The organism is Actinomadura rubteroloni (assembly GCF_002911665.1).
In the GTDB taxonomy this organism is placed as follows: Bacteria; Actinomycetota; Actinomycetes; order Streptosporangiales; family Streptosporangiaceae; genus Spirillospora; species Spirillospora rubteroloni.
The window spans coordinates 63,849-81,256 of sequence record NZ_MTBP01000001.1 but is presented as its reverse complement, the minus strand read 5'-3'; the positions used below and the strand labels follow the sequence as shown (position 1 = coordinate 81,256).

Below are 17,408 nucleotides of genomic sequence, written 5' to 3'. Positions count from 1 at the left end.
ACGTCCCCCGAAAGGTTGCCGACCGTGTGAGGGACGGCCTCGCAAGTCAGTGCGCCTCGGCCTCCGTGGACCGCTGGAACAGGACGAACAGCCACACCATCGACGGCACGAGGATCACGGCCCCGATCCCCAGCGCGACGAACACGAACTCAAGGACGGTGTCCTGCGCGGCGGCGCCGTCCAGGTCCAGCCCGGCCCGCTCGACCGCCCCCCACAGCACCGACACGACGGCCAGCGCGCCCGTCGCCCGCACCGCGAGCAGCCGTTGCCGCGCCACGAGGACGAGCGACACCAGCCCCGCGACCGCCGACACGATGATCAGCGGCGACCGGACGTCGATCAGCGCGGCGCCGGGCAGCGCCAGCACCCCGACGACGATCCCGGACATGAGCGCGTAGCCCCGGAAGCGCAGGGCGGCGTCGGCGTCGGCGAGCCGCCGCGCGTCCCAGATCAAGTAGACCGCCGCGAGGTAGGCGCACAGCGCGGTGGTGAGCGCGCCGCCGTAGAGCCCGGCGGGGCTGAGCCACGAGCCGTCCCCGGTCGTGATCACGGTGGCGACGGCGCCGAAGCAGAACGGCGTGAGCAGCGACGACACCCCGAAAACCACCCCGTAGCGGACGTGGTGGTCCGGGACGGCCTTGGCGAACACGAACGTGCTGCCCCGCGCCACGATCCCGAGCGCCGCGAGCGACAGCGGCACCCAGTGCGCGGTCATCACGGACGCGAAGATCGGCGGGAAGGCCGTCCACGTCATGACCATCACGAAGATCAGCCAGACGTGGTTGGCCTCCCAGAGCGGGCCCATGGCGTGCTCGATGACCTCGCGGTCCGTGCGGCGGCGGGCGAACAGGTGCCACAGGCCCGCGCCGAAGTCCGCGCCGCCGAACAGCAGGTAGGCCGACAGGCCGAGGACGATCAGGCCGAGGGCGACGTCGGCGTGGCTCATCGGGCGCTCCCCACGGGGACGGGACCGGACAGGGACGCGTCGGCGTCGGGCCGCCGCCGGATCCGCCGCAGCACGCTGATCGTCGCGGCGGCGAGCACGGCGTACACGGCGAGCACCGCGTAGAGGCCGTAGCGCAGGTTGGAGCTGGGGTTGACGGCCTCGGTCGTCCGCATGACGCCGTAGACGATCCACGGCTGCCGGCCGACCTCGGTGGTCGTCCAGCCCGCCTCCATCGCGAGGATCGCGGCGCCCCCGGCGGTGAGCGCGAGCCGCAGGAACCACGGCTTCCAGGGCAGGTCGACGCGGGACGCGAGCCGTCCGGCCCGGCCCAGCGCACGCCGCCGGACGAACCAGGCGAACCCCCACCAGGCGGCGAGCGCCAGCAGGAACATCCCCAGCGTGATCATGATCTCGAAGGACGTCTTGACGACCTCGGCGGGCGGCCGGGCGTCCGCCGGGATCGAGTCCATGCCGCGCAGCGTCGCGTGCGCGTCGAACTTGACCATCAGTGACAGCATGTTCGGGATCTCGATCGTCGCGAACTTGAACGGCACCCCGGCCTGCGTGTGCTCGATCCCTTCCATCGCCGCGAACTTGGCGGGCTGGTGCCCGGCGACGAACCGGGACGCGAAGTCCCCCACGATCACCTGGAGCGGAGCGCAGACGGCGCCGAGCGTGAACGGGATCGCGAACCCGAGCCGGTGGTAGCGGTCGACCCGTCCGGCCCGCGCGTCCCGCAGCAGCGCCACCGCGTAGACGGACGCGACGAGGAACCCGCAGACCATCAGCGAGGCGAGGATCAGGTGCGTCGCCTCGGTCGGCGTCGCGGGGTTGAGCATGGCCTTCAGCGGGCTGACGTCGGTGACCTTCCCGTTGACGAGATTGAACCCGCGCGGCTGGTTCATCCACGAGTTGACCGTCACGACGAACGTCGCGGACAGCACGCCCGCCACCACGACCGGGATGCCGGTGAGGAAGTGGGCGCGCGGCGACAGCCGGTCCCAGCCGTAGAGGTAGATCCCCATGAAGATCGCCTCGATGAAGAACGCGATGCCCTCCAGCGCGAACGCGCCGCCGAAGACCTGGCCGTACTTGTCCATGAAGCCGGGCCAGAGCGTCCCCATCTCGAAGGACAGGACCGTTCCCGACACGGCGCCGACCGCGAACAGCACGCCCGCGGCCTTCATCCAGCGCCGCGCCAGTTCGGCGTAGACCCGGTCGCCGGTGCGCAGCGAGCGCCACTCGGCGAGCAGGGTGAGCGCCGGCAGTCCGATCCCGATGGACGCCAGCACGATGTGGAACCCCAGGGTGAACGCCATCTGCTGACGCGCGGCCACGAAGTCGGCCGGTGTCGCGGCGCCCTCGGCGAGGAACTGCGCTGTGCTCATGCCACGAATGTAGTACTACAAGCGGTAGTACTAAAGCCTGTAGTACTACCCGCCGTGGTGACTTGCCTCTCAGTGGGTTAGCCTTGACGTCGTGAAGGGTCTTGGAGAGCTTGAACGCACGGTCATGGAAGTCGTCTGGGACTGGGAGGACTCCGGCCGCGGAGCCCCCACCGCGCGTGACGTCAGCCGCGCGCTCGCCGGTGACCGCGACCTCGCCCACACCACCGTCATGACCGTGCTCGACCGCCTCGCGAAGAAGGGCTTCCTGCGCCGCCGCCGCGACGGCCGCGCCTGGCGGTACAGTCCCGCCGAGAGCCGGGAGAGCTACGTGACGGAGCTGATGCTCGGCGCGCTGAACGAAACCGGGGACAGGGACGCCGCGCTCGCCCATTTCGTCCGGTCGGTGTCCCGTGATGAGATGGACGTCATACGCCAGGCCCTCGCCGACCTGACGGCCGACCGCACCCCACCCAAGGAGCCACCGGCATGACCGGAACGGCGCTGCTCGCCCTCATCGCGCTCGCGACGATCGGCGGCGCGCACGCGCTGTCGCGGGCGCGCTGGACCTGGCGCGCGCCGCGCCTCGGCATCGCGCTGTGGCAGGCCCTCGGGCTGAGCTGGGGCGTCGCGACGATCGGCGCCCTGCTCGGCCTCGCCCTGCTGCCCTACCGCAAGGGCATCGCGGGCGGCCTGCCCGGCCTGCTCGCCGACCAGGCCGGACGGCTGGACGGCGTCCATCTGGCGGCGCTGCTGGCGGCGGTCGGGCTGACCGCCGTCCTGCTGGCCATGCTGATGGGCGCGGTCGTCCGCGTCGTCCGCGCCCGGCGGAGGCACCGGGCCGTGCTCGCCCTGGTGTCCCGCCGCGACTCCGCCGTCCCCGGCACGCTGGTCCTCGACCATCCGGGCGCGGCGGCGTACTGCGTTCCGGGCGTCCGCTCGGCGAAGGTCGTGATCAGCGCCGGGACGCTCGAACTCCTGGACGCCGACGAGCTGGCCGCCGTCCTCGCCCACGAGCGCGCCCACGCCCGCGAGCGCCACGACCTCGTGCTGCTGCCCTTCACGTCGCTGCGCCAGGTCTTCCCGCAGATCCGGCTGGTCGGCCGCTGCCTGGACGCCGTCGAACTGCTCATCGAGATGGCCGCCGACGACCGCGCCCGGCGGCACCGTCCGGCCCGGGAGCTGGCGACGGCGCTGCTGCGGTTCGCCGCCGCCCGGCCCGCCGCCGCGCCGCGCGGCGCGCTCGGCGTCGCCACCACCGACGACATCCCGGTCATGGCGCGCGTGAACCGGCTGCTGGAGCCCCGACCCGTCCGGCGCTCGGCCCGGCTGGCGGCGTTGGTGGCGATCCCGGCCATCGCGATCGTCCCCGTCCTGCTCTACGCGCTGCCCCACTGAATTTCGACGCCCCGGCCTGCTGCGCTCGCCTGGCGGCTCGCTCCGCAACCGTGCCTTTGCGAGCGCGGCATCGCTTCGCGATCTTCGGTCCGTGACTCGCCTTCGGCGTCGTCCCGGCCCTCAGTTAACGCGCTCGCGTGACGGCTGAGGCCGGCGCTAGACGTTCCACTCCGCGGCGACGCGGGGCGCGTCCGCCGCCGCCTGATCGCGGCCCGCCGCGAACGCCGCCGGCCAGGCGTTCGGGTCGCTGGGATCGGCCAGCAGGGCGCGGGACGGGCCGTCCGGCACGATCCGCCACGGTTCTTCGCCGGGCGGGCCGCCGAACGGGCCACCGGCGCCCGGTTCCACCACGATCTTGATGTCCGCGCCGTCGGCCAGGTCCTCGTTGGCGCCGCCGCGCAGCGCGCCGTCCATGTACCGGCGGCCGTCGATCGTGATCGCCGGGGCCGTGCCCGGCATCGCGGTCGCCGCCGCGACGGCCACGGGCAGCGGCTGCGGGTCGGACGCGTCCAGCACGCGCGCGGCGCCCGTCGCCACGTCCACGACGGGGATCACCAGCCGCTCCGGCCAGCGCTCCGCGCCGATCAGCGCGGCCATCCGGGCGATGAACACCTCCTCGCCGTCCACCTCGCCCGCCGCCTCCGCCGCGAGCCCGAGCCGCCCCGCCCGGCGCAGCCGCTCGGCCGGGGGCGCCGTCGTGTCCCGGAGCGCCCGGAAGATCTCGCGCATCCGCGCGGGGTCGGGACGGCGTCCGTCGCGGCGGGGGGCGACCGCGCCGAGGCGGGCGGGATCGTCCCCCGACGCGAGCACCGCGCCGACGATCGCGCCCGCCGACGTGCCGATGATCCGGTCGGCCGCGGCGAGGTCGACGCCCGCCGCGCGCAGCCCGGTGAGCAGGCCCGCCGTCCACGCCGTCGCCGGGATGCCGCCCGGCCCGAGTACGAGTGCTTTCATGGCGCCCAGTCTCGGACCTCAACTTCCCTTCAGGTCAAGCCCTGTTCCGTGGAGACGGGTGACGCGCAGGCGGATGACGAGACGGCGGTCCGCCACGACCTGCTCCAGGAACGCGCGCTCGTCCGCGGGGGAGAACGGCGGTTGCAGCGCCAGGAGTTCGCGGCCGACCGCGTCGCCCGGCTCGCGCGTGACGTCGGACAGCTCCGCGTCGGCCTCGACGATCGCGAACGCCAGGTGATCGGGCGTGCCGACGTGCAGGACGGCGCGCGGGTCGCGGCGGAGCCGGCGCACCTTCAGCCGGTCCTCGGTCGTGCTGATCCGGATGAGGCCCGCGTCGGCGTCGAACGCCTGGAGGACGGTCGAGAGCTGCGGACGGCCGTCGCGGCGCGTCGTGGCGAGCACCCCGAACGGGTTCTCGCGCAGGATCGTCGCGAGCGCGGCGTCGTCCAGCGGTGCGGGGGCGGGTCCCTGGCCGGGTCCGTAGGCGGTCATCGCACGGTCTCCTTGATGGAAGCGGGTTCGGTGGTGATGGCGGGGCGCACGCGGCGCAGCACGGTGAGCGCGACCGCGAAGGCCGCGACCAGCAGCACCGCGCCGACGCCGAACGCGTGCCGGTAGCCGTCGTTGAGCGCGTCCGGCGTGGTTCCGGGCGTGCGGCCCGCGACGGTGGACGCGACGGCGACGCCGAGCGCGGCGCCGATCTGCTGGGAGGTGTTGAACAGCCCGGACGCGATCCCGGCGTCTTCGGGACGCGCCCCGGACATGCCGAGCCCGGTCAGCGCGGGCATGGCGAGCCCCGCGCCGAAGCACAGGACCATGAGCGGCAGGACGTCGGTGAGGTAGGAGCCGTCCACCGGCAGGACGAGCAGGAAGTACCGCGACGCGAGCAGCAGCACGAGCCCCGCGAGGAGGACCGCGCGCTCCCCGAACCGCGCCGAGAGCCGCGCGGACAACAGCAGCGACGCCGCACCGATCGCGACGGCTGCGGGGAGCATCGCGAACCCCGTCGCGGTGGCGCCGTAACCGAGCACGCGCTGCAAGTACAGCGCGATGAAGAACTGAAAGCTGAACAGTGCGCCGATGAGCAGCAGCTGGACGAGATTGGCCCCCCACACATTGCGCGAGCGGAACATCCGCAGCGGCAGCAGCGGGGTCGCGGCGGTGGCCTGCCGGACGACGAACCCCGCGAGCAGCAGCGCCGCGACGCCGCCGAGCAGGAGCGTCCGCGCCGACGTCCAGCCGTGCTCGCCGGTCTGGACGATCGTGTAGACGGCGAGCATCAGCCCGGACGTCGCGAGGACCGCCCCGAGCGCGTCCGCGCCCGCCCGCAGCCCGAGCCCGGGGTCGGCGGGCAGCACGCGCAGCGCGAGGACGATCGCCGCAGCCCCGATCGGCAGGTTGACCAGGAAGATCCAGTGCCAGCCGAGCCGGTCGGCGAGCACGCCGCCGAGCACCTGCCCGATCGACGCGCCGGCCGCGCCGACGAACGCGAACGCGCCGAGCGCCCGGCCCCGCTCGCGCGGCCCGGTGAAGATCGTGACGAGCATCCCGAGCGCGACGGCCGAGGCCAGCGCGCCCCCGGCGCCCTGGAGGAACCGCGCCGCGACGAGCGCGGCCGGGCTCGCGGCGATCCCGCACAGCAGCGAGGCGAGGGTGAAGACGGCGAGTCCGGCGACGAAGACCGTCCGGCGGCCGAGGAGGTCGCCGAGCCGTCCCGACAGCAGCAGCAGGCCGCCGAAGGCGATCATGTAGGCGTTGACGGTCCAGGTCAGGCCGCCGTCGGTGAAGCCGAGGCCGTCCTGGATGGCGGGCAGCGCCACGCTGACGACGCTGCCGTCCAGGATGATCATCAGCATGCTCGCGCAGAGGACGGCGAGCGCGAGCCCCCGGGCGCGGGGCTGGGAAAGGTCCATCGGTCTCTCCTTCGGGGACGACAAGAGAGACCGTAACAGATAGTTCGGTAACAGACGATCTAAATCCGGATCAGGTGCTGCGCTCCCGCGCCCGGCGCGTCGCGGGCGCGGCCGCCGGGACCGCCAGATGCCCGTCCACCAGCCGGTTCATCGCGCGCACGAACACCGCCCGCTCGTCCTCCGGCAGCGCGTCCAGGACCGCGCCGTGGACGCGGTCGACGATCTCCTGGCTGCGCGCCGCCGCCTCGGCGCCCGCCGGCGTTACCCGGATGACGCGGGCGCGGCGGTCCCGGCTGGACGGCCGCCGCTCGGCCAGGCCCGCCTTCTCCAGCGCGTCCACGGTCGCGACCATCGTCGTCTTGTCCATGTCGCCGATCTCGGCGAGCTGGATCTGCGTGCGCTCCTCCTCCAGCGCGTGGACGAGCACGCAGTGCATCCGCGACGTCAGCCCGACCTCGGCCAGCGCCGCCGCCATCTGCGTCCGCAGGACGTGCGCGGCGTGGTTGAACAGGAACGACAGGTCCGGCAGCGCGCGGACCGGGGCCGGTGTGGTCATGCCTCCAGCGTAACCGGGACGATCCCGTCGCGGACGATCCGCTTCGGAACGGGCTATCCTGAGCCCATGCAACGCCACGCGTGCCTGGCCTGGTGGCCGTCCTAGCGACGGCCACCGATCTCCGCACGCTCGGCGGGCCGTCTCCGGACGGTCCGCCCTCGCTCCCCGCGCGGCGCCCGTCCGGGCACGGCCCCGACCACCGCACAGGGAGCTGACTCGTGAACGACCTCGAAGACCTCGACGCCCGCGTCGCCGCCCGTCCGTCCGCGTTCCGGATCATGACCGGCGACCGGCCGACCGGCCCGCTGCACCTCGGGCACTACTTCGGCACGCTCGCCAACCGCGTCCGGCTCCAGCGCGCCGGGGTGGAGCTGTTCGTGCTCGTCGCCGACTACCAGGTGCTCACCGACCGGGACGTCGCCGACCGGCTGGAGGAACACGTCCTCGGCCTGGTCGCCGACCATCTCGCCGTCGGCGTGGAACCTTCCACCGCGACGATCTTCGCGCACAGCGCCGTCCCCGCGCTCAACCAGCTCATGCTGCCGTTCCTGTCGCTGGTGACCGACGCCGAGCTGCGCCGCAACCCGACCGTCAAGGACGAGATCCAGAATTCGCGGCAGGCGTCGGTGAGCGGGCTGATGCTGACCTACCCCGTCCACCAGGCGGCCGACATCCTGTTCTGCAAGGCCAACCTCGTCCCGGTCGGCCGCGACCAGCTCCCGCACCAGGAGATCACCCGGACGGTCGCGCGCCGCTTCAACGAGCGCTACGCCCCGGTGTTCCCGCTGCCCGAGGCGCTGCTGTCGTCGGCGCCCGTCCTGCTCGGCACGGACGGCCGCAAGATGAGCAAGAGCCGGGGCAACGCGATCGCGCTGTCGGCGTCGGCGGACGAGACGGCCCGCCTGCTCACCCGCGCGAAGACCGACGCCGACCGGCACATCGTCTACGACCCGGAGAACCGTCCGGAGGTGGCGAACCTCGTGCTGCTCGCGGCGCTGTGCCAGGACCGGGACCCGCGCGACGTGGCCGCCGACGTCGGGGCGGGCGGCGCGGCGGCGCTGAAGAAGACGGTGATCGAGTCGGTGAACGAGTTCCTGCGGCCGATCCGCGAGCGCCGCGCGGTCTACGCGGGCGACCCCGAGCAGCTCCACCGGATCCTCGCCGAGGGCAACGCGCACGCCCGCGCCGTCGCCGACCGGACGCTCGCGGAGGTCCGCACGGCGATGGGGATGCCGTACTGAACTACGGCGCTGCGCCTTCCCTGGCCGGCGCGGGCGCGGGCGCCGGGACGGGCGGCTCCGCGCCGGACGGACGGCGGAACCGCGACGGGGCCGTCAGCGCGGCGAGCCCGAGCGCGACCGGCACCCATGTCACGGTGGCGAGCCGGTCGGTCTCGGAGCCGAGCGGATGCATCGTCACGACGACGGCCCCGGTCAGCCCGGCGAGCAGCAGCGGCCAGGCGACGTCGCCCCGCAGCCGGGTGAACAGCCCGGCCGCGCCGAGCAGGTACCCGGCGGGGATGAGCGGATCGTCGTGCATCTGCGGCAGGATCCGGTCGTTCCACAGCTCGCCGGCCAGGTCGCGGAGCCGGGGCCAGACGTCCGGGACGTCCGGGTGCCGGTAGTGCCGGGTGAAGGTGTCCTGCAAGGTCTCGGCCGTCCCCGGCAGGTGCAGCAGCGAGCTGACGAGCCCGTTCCCGGCGAGGACGAGCCCGGCGATCCCCGCGACGGCCAGGCACGCCGGCCGCGACCGCGCGAAGAAGAACAGCGGCACCGCCCCGGCGAGCAGCGCCGCCGACAGCGCGACGCCGTTCGCGGGCTTGACGACGCAGCAGCACGCCAGGCCCGCCGCCAGCAGCGCGCCCGCCCTGACCCGGGACACCTCGCGCAGCAGCAGCACCGCCCCGGTCAGCGCGAGCAGCACGCACAGGATCATGGGCGCCTCGGCGAGCATCCGGGTCGTCCAGAGGCCGCTCGGCAGGAGGTAGAAGACGAGTTCGGCGAGCAGGGCCTGCGCCGGCCGCAGCCCGGCCGCCAGCGCCAGGCCGACGGCGGCGGCGCCGCACGCGACGCCGAGGAACGCCGTGCCGAGGGCGAATCCGCGCGGGCCGAACGTCCACACGAAGGGCGCCGTCAACAATGCGTAGCCGGGCCGTGACGTGAAGATGTCCTCGAAACGCTGCGGCGCCCGCTGCGGCAGCGAACTGCGGTAGTCCACGCACGTGCTGCCGCGCCGGTAATGGCTCGTCGGACGCGGCGTCGCCTGCGCCATCGCCGAGCAGGTGATCCGGGCGGCGTCCAGCTCCGCGCGCGGTTCGGAGACGCCCGCGAAACGGAACGCGTCCCGCGCGTACCAGAACGTGTCGGGCGTGGCCGTCGATGGGCCCGCCGACCAGCGGACCAGCCATAACGTCGCGCCGAGCACCAGCGCGGCGGCCACGAAAAGGCCGGTCCTGAGCCATCGCCGGTCACCGGGGACGGGACGGGCGAACGGCATGCCCAGGCCGATCCGCAGATTATTCACCACATGAGAAGGATTCCCAGTGGAGATCGCCCGTTGACGGGTTCATCTAACATTTGGCTAATGGCTACTTTGCCGTGCGATTTGGACATGTGCATTCCGGGGGAAACTTTTCCGCAGCAGTGAGCGGCCGATGACGTTCAGTGCCTCCACCGCCCCCGTTGTCAGAGGCGATTGGTACGTTCGGCGGGACTGGAAGGCTGTTGCACCATGGCTGATCTCCTCGACCGCCGCGCCCTCAACCGCGCGCTGCTCGCCCGGCAACTGCTGCTGGAACGCTCCCCGCTCGCGCCGCTCGACGCCGTCGAGCACCTGGTCGGAATGCAGAGCCAGGCGCCGAACCCGCCGTACGTCGGGCTGTGGACGCGGCTCACGGACTTCGCGTTCGCCGACCTCGCCGCGCTGGTCGAGACGCGCGCGGCCGTCCGGATCCTGCTGATGCGCGGCACGATCCATCTCGTCAGCGCCCGGGACGCCCGCGCGCTGCGGCCCCTCGCCCAGACCCTGCTGGACCGCGTCGTCAAAGGGTTCGAGGACGTCCTGCCCGAAGCCCTCGCGGCGGCCCGCGCCCATTTCGCCGAGCGGCCGCGCAGCGCGAAGGAACTGCGGGAGATGCTCGCCGAGCGGTGGCCCGGCCACGACGCGACCGAACTCGCGCGGGCCGTCCACTACGCGCTGCCGCTCGTCCAGGTGCCGCCGCGCGGCGTGTGGGGGAAGTCGGGGCTCGCGCGGCACACGAACCTCGACACGTGGCTGGACGGCGTCCCGGGCGAGCCGGGGACGCTGGACGCGCTCGTCCTGCGCTACCTCGGGGCGTTCGGCCCCGCGACGGTCCGCGACGCGCAGCGCTGGTCCGGGCTGACCGGGCTCGGCGCCGTGTTCGACCGGCTCGCGCCGCGACTGCGGACGTTCCGCGACGCCGACGGCCGCACCCTGTACGACCTTCCGGACGCGCCGCGACCGGATCCGGACACGCCCGCGCCCGTCCGGCTCGTCCCCGACTTCGACAACCTGACGCTGTCGCACGAGGACCGCAGCCGCGTGATCACCGAGGAGCACCGCAAGCGCGTGTTCACCGTCAACGGCATCATCCGGCCGACGCTGCTGGTGGACGGGTTCGTCCACGGCATGTGGGCGATGGACGCCGCGCGCGGCACGGCGACCGTCCGCGTCATGCCGTTCGCGCCGCTGCCCGACGCGGACGCCGTCGAGGCGGAGGCCGGGCGGCTGCTCGCCGCCGCGCATCCGGCGGCCGAGCACGCCGTGGTGATCGAGCCGGTCTAGCCGAGCTGCTCGAAGCCGTCCCGCCAGGAGGCGATCGACGGCTTCCAGCCGAGGTCGCGGGCGCGGGCGTTGGACACCGGACGGCCGAGCACCGCCGCGTGCCGTCCGCCCTGCGGCGGCGCGGGCGCGTCGAGCGCGGCGCTGTAGACCGGCAGCCAGTCCTGCGCGAGGGCGGGCTCGTCGTCCACGATGTTCACCGGGCCGGCGGGCCACTCCAGCGCCGCGACGGACGCGGTCGCCGCGTCGTCCACGTGCACGAACGACGTCCAGCCCGGGTCCTGCTTCTGCTCGCCGCGCCGGACCTGCTCGGCGAAGAAGCCGTCCCGCGCGTACCAGGTGCCGGGCCCGTACAACGCTCCATACCGCAGGATCACGCCGCGCGGCAGCTCGCCGACGGCCGACTCCAGCGCGGCCACGCCCGCGTAGGGCGGGAGCGAGGCGTCCAGCGGGTCGGTCTCGACGGCGGGCGTCGAGCCCGGCACGTACACCCACGCGATGCTCTGCGCGACCATCCGCTCGACCCCGGCCGCCTTCGCGGCGTCCACGAGGTTGCGGGTGCCCTCGATCCGCAGCCGCGAGTTGGCGTCGAAGTCGCGGCCGGCGAGGTCGGTGAGCTGGTGGACGATCACGTCCGGCGCGGCCTCGGCGACGGCCGCGCGCGTCGCGGCGGCGTCCAGCACGTCGAGGACGACCGGCGTGGCCTTCTGCTCTTCGATGGACGCCGTGCGGTCGGCGCGACGTGTCGTCCCGACGACCTCATGGCCCGCCTGGACCAGTGCCGGGATGAGCCGGCGGCCCACGACGCCGGTCGCTCCGGCAACGAAGATCTTCAAGGGGGGAACCTCCACGCGATGCACGTCCCTGTGGTCGTCCTGACGGCAGCATAACCCCGGATCAACCCCCGTTTCCCTCCCTGACCGGGTGAATCCGGACGTCGAACGCCGGGCGACGAATCCGGATCCGCCCGATACGCCCGGGGCCCCGTTCCGGAAACCGGGTTCGTCTTCGGGGACCGCACCCTAAATGCCGCCCCACGGTGAGCGTACCGCCACAGACTGTTTATTGCAGTCCCCGTCGTCTTCATTACAGTCGATGCGCCCGGACGCGAGGCCACGGGCGGCGGCGGCGAGGAGGACGTGTGGGGACGGAGATCACGCTGGTGCTCGGGGACATCACCGAGCAGGAAGTGGACGCCGTGGTCAACGCGGCCAACTCGTCCCTGCTGGGCGGCAGCGGCGTGGACGGCGCGATCCACCGGCGCGGCGGGCCGGAGGTGCTGGAGGCGTGCCGGGCGCTGCGGGCGTCGCGGTACGGGGGCGGCCTGCCCACGGGACAGGCGGTCGCCACGCCGGCGGGGCGGCTGCCCGCGCGCTGGGTGATCCACACGGTCGGGCCCGTCTACTCGACGCAGGCCGACCGCTCGGACCTGCTCGCTTCGTGCTACCGGGAGTCGTTGCGCGTGGCCGACGATCTCGGTGCGGACACGGTCGCTTTCCCGGCCGTGTCCGCCGGGATCTATGGATGGCCGCTGGACGACGCGGCGCGCATCGCCGTCCGCGCGGTCCGCGACACCCCCGCGCGGGTCGCGGAGGCGCGGTTCGTGCTGTTCACCGCCGACGTCTACGCGGCGTTCCGGGGAGCGGTCGCGGACTGATCAGCCGTCCTCGCGCACGGGCGGGACGATCAGCGCGGCGCGGTGCGCGTGGTGCAGGACGCGGTCGGACACGCTGCCGAGCAGGACGGACTTCGCCCCCGACAGGCCGCGCGAGCCCATGACGATGAGCGACGCGTCGAGGGATTCGGCGACGTCCACGATCGCCGCCCAGTTCGGGCCGTTGGAACGTTCCGCACGGGCGGTGACGGCGCCGAACCCCGCCTTGCGCGCCAGCTCGGCGCCCTGCTCGGAGATCTGCTCGGCCTCGGTCTGCTCCCCGTACTTCTCCGAGCCTGGGTCCTGCTCGGGCGGCAGCGCGCCGACGGTGACGACGGGCGCCCAGGTGAGCTGGGACAGCAGCGGTTCCCAGACGGTGAGCACGACGGCGGGCTCGTCGGTCCGGACATGGGCGGCGGCGTACTCGATGGCGGTTCGCGCGTCGTCCGAACCGTCGTAAGCGATCAGAATGGTCATGTTCAGAACATGTCCGGGAGGCTGTTGTTTATGCCCGGACGCCGGAAAAGGTGACCGATCAGGCACCCGGGACCGGGTCGGCGCCGGGCGGCCCGGCGAACGCCTGCGCGATCCCGAGCCAGCGCGCCGCGTCCGGCCCTTCGGCGACCACCGCGAGGTCGCCGGGATGCCGCCGCCGGGTCGCGAGCAGGCAGAAGTCGAGCGCCGGGCCGGTCACCCGCTGCGGCGCGTCCGCCGGACCCCACGTCCAGGACTCGCCGTCCGGGCCGGTCAGCGCGACGTGGAACTCCTCGGCGGGCGGCTGGAGGCCCCGGCTGCGGAACGCGTTGTCCCGCGCCCGGACGCCGATGTGCGCGACGTGCCGCAGCCGCGCGGACGGCGCGCGGACGGCCCCGAGCGCGTCCGCGACGTCCTGCCCGTGCGCCCAGGTCTCCATGAGCCGCGCGGTCGCCATCGTCCCGGCGGCCATCGGCGGCCCGAACCAGGGCAGCCGGACGCCGCGCGGGACCGCCGCCAGCGCGGCGGCGAGCGCGGCCCGTCCCGCGCGCCAGTCCGCGAGCAGTTCGGCGGGCGGCCGGGCCGCGCCCCGCTCGGCGGCACGGTCCACGACGTCCAGGTCGGTGTCGGCGAGGCCCGCCGTGAACGCGTCCGGGTCGGTCGCGGCCTGGAGCGCCACGCCGTCCGTCCAGGTCAGGTGCGCGATCTGGTGGGCGATCGTCCAGCCCGCCGCGGGCGTCGGCGCTGCCCACCGGCCGGTGGGCAGCGGGGCGACGAGCGCGTCCAGGACGTCGCCCTCGGCGGTGAGGTCGGCCAGCAGGCTCGAAAGATCGGGCATGGGGTCATGATCCCGCCTGGCCGCAGCTCGCGACAAGGGAAACCGAGCGTGATTCGGTTCAGCGGGGGAGCAGCGGGCCGAGCGGGCCGAGATCGAGGTTCAGGTCCTCCGGGGTGAGGTCGTAGCGGTCGCGGAGCGTGGCCATCCGGTCCTCCAGCAGCATCAACGTCATGCCGATGCGCTCCTCCTCGTCCTCGGTGAGGTCGCCCTCGTCCACCCGGCGCAGCGCCTGGCGCTCCATGAGCTGCCGCAGCAGCTCCACGATCGTCAGGACGAGCTTGATCAGGTCCCGCTCGACCGTGTCCTTGTCGGTCGCGATGCGGTTGGCGAGCCGCTGCCGCGCGTCCATCAGCCGCCTCCGATCATGTCGAACGGCCCGCGTCCGCGCCCGCCCCACGGCGACGGCATGTCCGCCTTCACCGACGAGATCAGCGCCCGCAGCGAGATGTGGACGAGGTCCACGTCCGCGATGGCCAGCGTGATGTCCCCGGTCAGGACGACGCCGTCGGAGAGCAGCCGGTCGAGCAGGTCGACCAGCGCGATCTCGCGGTTGGCCAGCGGGTAGTCCGCGTCGTACGCGGAGGAGCCCGTGTACTCGTCGTAGCCCGGCAGCCCCGCCCTCACCGGACCGCCTCCGGATCGGCCGGGACGGCGAACGAGTACGGCGCCCACGGGCCCGTCACCTCGACCCGGATCCCCGGCACCGCACCGTCGGCGCTGCGGGCGCGCTCGGCGAAGTCCTGGGCGCCGGCCGCGTCCACCAGATAGGCGGCGTTCAGGACGTTCTCCCCGCGCGCCCCCGAGAGCTGCGGGTTCTGCGGCCGGTGGTGGCGCGTGTCGACGGCCAGCTCGGCGAGCGCGGCGTCCACCCGGTGCCCGAACTCGGCGGCCCGCCGCCAGACGTCCTCGCGGGAGCGGCGCTGGTCGCGGCGGCGGCGCAGGTAGTCCTTGCCGGTGGCCGACGGCGGCGCGGCCGGTTCGGGCGGCGGCGGCTCGACGTAGAGCTTGACGCCCCACTCGACGCGTCCGTCCAGGGTGTTCAGCGCGGCCGTGAACCGCTCGTACCCGTCGCGCAGCACCTCGGCGACCCGGTCGTCGTCGCGGTAGACGGTCGCCATGCGCAGCGGGAGCGTCGCGCCGTGCGCCCCGACCGCGTCCACGACCCCGTGGTGGGCGCGGGCGATCGCCTCCAGCCATTCGATGTGCTCCAGCTTGGCCTTCAGCGCGTCCGCGTCGTACTCCTCCAGCGGGACGGCGCCGACGACCGCGACCAGGTCCCGGTGCGCGACGAGGTGCACCTGCGCGCCCGCGACACCGCGCACCCCCGCCACCTGGTCCGGCGTGAGGCCCCGGGTGACGGCGTAGGCGTAGCTCGCCCGGCTCATGAGGTCTCCTTCCCCGCCTCCAGCGCGGCGATCCGGTCGCGCAGCTCGCGGTTCTCCGCCGCGAGGTCCCGGCTCTCGACCGGCTTGGGCGCCCGGGACGACAGCGACGGGTCGTGCTCCCACCAGTCGATGCCCATCTCCTTGGCCTTGTCGACGGACGCGACCAGCAGCCGCAGCTTGATCGTCAGCAGTTCGATGTCGAGCAGGTTGATCTGGATGTCGCCCGCGATGACGACGCCCTTGTCCAGGACGCGTTCCAGGATGTCCGCGAGGTTGGCCCCCGATCCGGGGCCGCGCGCGCTGACGGACGGCGCCCCGCTCTGCCACAGGCTCGCCTCGGTCACGGTGCCCCTCTCTTTCGTGCCTCGCTCGCCTCCAGGAGGTCGAGCAGTTCGTCCTCGCGCCGGTCGAACTCGGCGGCGCCGATCCGGCCCGCGTCCAGGTCCCGGGCCAGCTCCGCCAGCTCGCGGCGGAGCGCGGCCGGGTCGTAGTACTGCTGCTCCGCCGCGTCGACCACCTGGTCGAGCGTCCAGCCCGCGACCCGGACCGGCGCGAGCGGCAGCAGCAGGAGGTTGCTCAGCAGTCCCATCGGTCACGTCCCGGGCGCCACGTCGACGAAGCTGTAGGGCGGCAGCGGCCCGTACAGGTTCAGCTCCATGAGCCACCCGATCTCGCCGCGCAGCGTCTCGACCAGCGCGGTCAGCTCGCCGGCCTGCGCCTCGTCCACGAGCAGCGACATGTTGAGGAACGCGCCGTCCACCGGCGGCCCCGGACGCTCGGCGACCGCGTGCGGGCGCAGCAGGGCCAGCAGCCGCGCGGCGTCGCGCTCGCGGTGGCCCTCCAGCGCGCCGGCCACGCGCTCGCCGAAGTCCATGCGCTCGCGCGGGCTGCCGCCGTCGGCCGCGCGCAGCGCCTCGTTGGCCTCGCGCAGCGCGGCGTCGTGGCGCAGGATCTCGCGCAGGACGGCGTCCTCGTGGTGGGCGGCCTTGATGTTGTACTCGGCGCGTCCGTCCAGGCCGCTCAGCAGCTCGGCGTAGGTGCCGGAGTGGGCGTTCAGCTCGCGTTCCAGGGTCGCGTCGTCCGGGCTGAGCGTGCCGAACCGCATCGGCAGGACGGTGCCGTCCGCCATCAGCGCCTCCAGCACCGCTTCGTGCGCCTCCAGGTCGCGGCGCTTGGGGCGCAGGCCCTCGGGCGCGTCGCTCACCACCGCCGCGACGCCGTCGGCGCGGACGGCGCGCAGCGGCGCCGGCTCCGCGCCCACCCCGGCGGCGCCCGCCAGCTTCAGCGGATGCGCCGACCGGGTGAGGCCGTAGACGTACGTGCTCATTCCGCGGTCTCCTTGCGGCGCGAGCGCGTGCGGGGCTGCTTGTCCTCGTCGCCGGAGTCGCGCGACGGGCGGATCGTGTCGCCGATCGCCTCGACGGCCCCGGCGAGCGCGCCCTTGGACTTGCCGTGCGCGCCCTTCTCGGTGACGTCGCCGACGAGTTCGGGCAGCGTGGCCGCGTTCCCGTTGTTGGTCAGGTCGAGGCGGTTGCACGCCTCGGCGAAGCGCAGATAGGTGTCCACGCTGGCCACGACGATCCGGGCGTCGATGGTGAGCAGTTCGATGCCCACCAGGGAGACGCGGACGAACACGTCGATGACCAGTCCTCGGTCCAGGACGAGTTCGAGCACGTCGTAGAGAGATCCGCGCCGTCCGGCGCTGGTATTGGGGGTCGTCCTCGCTTCCGTCATGACTGACATGGGGGTCCTCCTCGGGGGGGTTCAGGAACGGTCCGCCTGGCCCCGCGTGTAGCGATGGCAGCGCTCGTAGGCGAGCAGTTCGCCGTCGTCGTCGAGCGTCACCCGGTAACTCGCCAGCAGGCTCATCGTGTCGGGGACGCGCGCCAGCTCCAGGACCTCGAACCGGATCTCCCAGCCGTCCTCGGCGCGGCGCAGGGCCGACACCGACTCGGGCTCGTGCCCGGTCAGCTCCACGAACTGGTCGCGGGCTTTGCGCACCCTCGCGACGGCCGACAGCTTGCGGCCGGGGGAATCGCCGTTCCGTTCGGTCTCGTTCATCGTTCCGGCGGGGTGCCCGGGGACAAAACACTCAAACACCCCA

At 73.6% G+C, this 17,408-nt stretch carries 23 protein-coding genes; 5 read left to right on the top strand and 18 right to left on the bottom strand.

Features of this window, described 5'->3' with window-relative positions:
* Positions 1-46 precede the first annotated feature (46 nt).
* Positions 47-946 (bottom strand): cytochrome d ubiquinol oxidase subunit II, encoded by a 900-nt coding sequence (locus BTM25_RS00425; RefSeq protein WP_103560775.1) that lies wholly within the window; start codon positions 944-946, stop codon positions 47-49.
* Entirely contained in the window at positions 943-2,334 is a 1,392-nt protein-coding gene (locus tag BTM25_RS00420; RefSeq protein WP_103560774.1) for a cytochrome ubiquinol oxidase subunit I, read from the bottom strand. Before BTM25_RS00420 ends, BTM25_RS00425 begins: the two co-directional genes overlap by 4 nt.
* 91 nt (positions 2,335-2,425) lie before the next feature.
* On the opposite strand from BTM25_RS00420, the gene BTM25_RS00415 reads away from it, so the two are divergent.
* Together BTM25_RS00415 and BTM25_RS00410 are read left to right on the top strand one after the other, a co-directional pair.
* Positions 2,426-2,824, top strand: coding sequence for a BlaI/MecI/CopY family transcriptional regulator (locus BTM25_RS00415; RefSeq protein WP_103560773.1), 399 nt, complete (start codon positions 2,426-2,428; stop codon positions 2,822-2,824).
* The gene (locus BTM25_RS00410; RefSeq protein WP_103560772.1) at positions 2,821-3,729 is read left to right on the top strand and encodes a M56 family metallopeptidase; all 909 of its coding nucleotides are present in this window, start codon (positions 2,821-2,823) and stop codon (positions 3,727-3,729) included. Before BTM25_RS00415 ends, BTM25_RS00410 begins: the two co-directional genes overlap by 4 nt.
* 156 nt (positions 3,730-3,885) lie before the next feature.
* On the opposite strand, the gene BTM25_RS00405 is transcribed toward BTM25_RS00410, so the two are convergent.
* The 4 genes from BTM25_RS00405 to BTM25_RS00390 form a co-directional block, all read right to left on the bottom strand.
* The gene (locus BTM25_RS00405; protein WP_103560771.1) at positions 3,886-4,683 is read right to left on the bottom strand and encodes a patatin-like phospholipase family protein; all 798 of its coding nucleotides are present in this window, start codon (positions 4,681-4,683) and stop codon (positions 3,886-3,888) included.
* Between the two features lie 18 nt (positions 4,684-4,701).
* On the bottom strand, positions 4,702-5,175 hold the full coding sequence (locus BTM25_RS00400) for a pyridoxamine 5'-phosphate oxidase family protein (RefSeq protein ID WP_103560770.1): 474 nt from the start codon (positions 5,173-5,175) through the stop codon (positions 4,702-4,704).
* Positions 5,172-6,596 (bottom strand): DHA2 family efflux MFS transporter permease subunit, encoded by a 1,425-nt coding sequence (locus tag BTM25_RS00395; RefSeq protein ID WP_103560769.1) that lies wholly within the window; start codon positions 6,594-6,596, stop codon positions 5,172-5,174. The genes BTM25_RS00400 and BTM25_RS00395 overlap by 4 nt, the downstream gene beginning before the upstream one ends.
* A gap of 70 nt (positions 6,597-6,666) precedes the next feature.
* Positions 6,667-7,152: a MarR family winged helix-turn-helix transcriptional regulator gene (locus BTM25_RS00390; RefSeq protein WP_103560768.1), complete on the bottom strand. Its 486-nt coding sequence runs from the start codon at positions 7,150-7,152 to the stop codon at positions 6,667-6,669.
* Between the two features lie 218 nt (positions 7,153-7,370).
* Here BTM25_RS00390 and trpS point away from each other — a divergent pair, with 218 nt between their 5' ends.
* Positions 7,371-8,393, top strand: a complete 1,023-nt coding sequence (trpS, locus tag BTM25_RS00385) for a tryptophan--tRNA ligase (protein ID WP_235827960.1) — start codon at positions 7,371-7,373, stop codon at positions 8,391-8,393.
* Position 8,394: 1 nt separating this feature from the next.
* Here the strand turns inward: trpS and BTM25_RS00380 are convergent, their stop codons facing one another.
* Entirely contained in the window at positions 8,395-9,678 is a 1,284-nt protein-coding gene (locus tag BTM25_RS00380) for a hypothetical protein (RefSeq protein ID WP_146058905.1), read from the bottom strand.
* Between the two features lie 204 nt (positions 9,679-9,882).
* Here BTM25_RS00380 and BTM25_RS00375 point away from each other — a divergent pair, with 204 nt between their 5' ends.
* The gene (locus BTM25_RS00375; protein ID WP_103560766.1) at positions 9,883-10,956 is read left to right on the top strand and encodes a winged helix DNA-binding domain-containing protein; all 1,074 of its coding nucleotides are present in this window, start codon (positions 9,883-9,885) and stop codon (positions 10,954-10,956) included.
* On the opposite strand, the gene BTM25_RS00370 is transcribed toward BTM25_RS00375, so the two are convergent.
* Complete coding sequence (locus tag BTM25_RS00370; protein ID WP_103560765.1) at positions 10,953-11,789, bottom strand: NAD-dependent epimerase/dehydratase family protein; 837 nt, start codon at positions 11,787-11,789, stop codon at positions 10,953-10,955. The genes BTM25_RS00375 and BTM25_RS00370 overlap by 4 nt on opposite strands.
* A gap of 305 nt (positions 11,790-12,094) precedes the next feature.
* On the opposite strand from BTM25_RS00370, the gene BTM25_RS00365 reads away from it, so the two are divergent.
* Positions 12,095-12,610, top strand: coding sequence for an O-acetyl-ADP-ribose deacetylase (locus BTM25_RS00365; RefSeq protein WP_103560764.1), 516 nt, complete (start codon positions 12,095-12,097; stop codon positions 12,608-12,610).
* On the opposite strand, the gene BTM25_RS00360 is transcribed toward BTM25_RS00365, so the two are convergent.
* Genes BTM25_RS00360 through BTM25_RS00315 form a run of 10 tightly spaced genes read right to left on the bottom strand, consistent with a single transcriptional unit; the run spans position 12,611 to position 17,365 of the window.
* Complete coding sequence (locus BTM25_RS00360) at positions 12,611-13,084, bottom strand: universal stress protein (RefSeq protein WP_103560763.1); 474 nt, start codon at positions 13,082-13,084, stop codon at positions 12,611-12,613.
* Between the two features lie 58 nt (positions 13,085-13,142).
* Positions 13,143-13,919, bottom strand: a complete 777-nt coding sequence (locus BTM25_RS00355) for a TIGR03084 family metal-binding protein (RefSeq protein ID WP_103560762.1) — start codon at positions 13,917-13,919, stop codon at positions 13,143-13,145.
* Between the two features lie 58 nt (positions 13,920-13,977).
* Positions 13,978-14,268 carry a gas vesicle protein K gene (locus tag BTM25_RS00350; RefSeq protein ID WP_103560761.1) on the bottom strand — a complete coding sequence of 97 codons (291 nt, stop codon included), beginning with the start codon at positions 14,266-14,268 and terminating at the stop codon, positions 13,978-13,980.
* The gene (locus BTM25_RS00345) at positions 14,268-14,543 is read right to left on the bottom strand and encodes a gas vesicle protein (RefSeq protein WP_103560760.1); all 276 of its coding nucleotides are present in this window, start codon (positions 14,541-14,543) and stop codon (positions 14,268-14,270) included. Before BTM25_RS00345 ends, BTM25_RS00350 begins: the two co-directional genes overlap by 1 nt.
* On the bottom strand, positions 14,540-15,304 hold the full coding sequence (locus BTM25_RS00340; RefSeq protein WP_103560759.1) for a GvpL/GvpF family gas vesicle protein: 765 nt from the start codon (positions 15,302-15,304) through the stop codon (positions 14,540-14,542). The genes BTM25_RS00345 and BTM25_RS00340 overlap by 4 nt, the downstream gene beginning before the upstream one ends.
* Positions 15,301-15,648: a gas vesicle protein gene (locus BTM25_RS00335; RefSeq protein ID WP_103560758.1), complete on the bottom strand. Its 348-nt coding sequence runs from the start codon at positions 15,646-15,648 to the stop codon at positions 15,301-15,303. Before BTM25_RS00335 ends, BTM25_RS00340 begins: the two co-directional genes overlap by 4 nt.
* On the bottom strand, positions 15,645-15,893 hold the full coding sequence (locus BTM25_RS00330; RefSeq protein WP_103560757.1) for a gas vesicle protein GvpG: 249 nt from the start codon (positions 15,891-15,893) through the stop codon (positions 15,645-15,647). Before BTM25_RS00330 ends, BTM25_RS00335 begins: the two co-directional genes overlap by 4 nt.
* Before the next feature lie 3 nt (positions 15,894-15,896).
* Complete coding sequence (locus BTM25_RS00325) at positions 15,897-16,631, bottom strand: GvpL/GvpF family gas vesicle protein (RefSeq protein WP_103560756.1); 735 nt, start codon at positions 16,629-16,631, stop codon at positions 15,897-15,899.
* Complete coding sequence (locus BTM25_RS00320; RefSeq protein ID WP_205647927.1) at positions 16,628-17,047, bottom strand: gas vesicle structural protein GvpA; 420 nt, start codon at positions 17,045-17,047, stop codon at positions 16,628-16,630. Before BTM25_RS00320 ends, BTM25_RS00325 begins: the two co-directional genes overlap by 4 nt.
* A gap of 21 nt (positions 17,048-17,068) precedes the next feature.
* Positions 17,069-17,365, bottom strand: coding sequence for a gas vesicle protein GvpO (locus BTM25_RS00315; protein ID WP_103560754.1), 297 nt, complete (start codon positions 17,363-17,365; stop codon positions 17,069-17,071).
* Between the last annotated feature and the right edge of the window lie 43 nt (positions 17,366-17,408).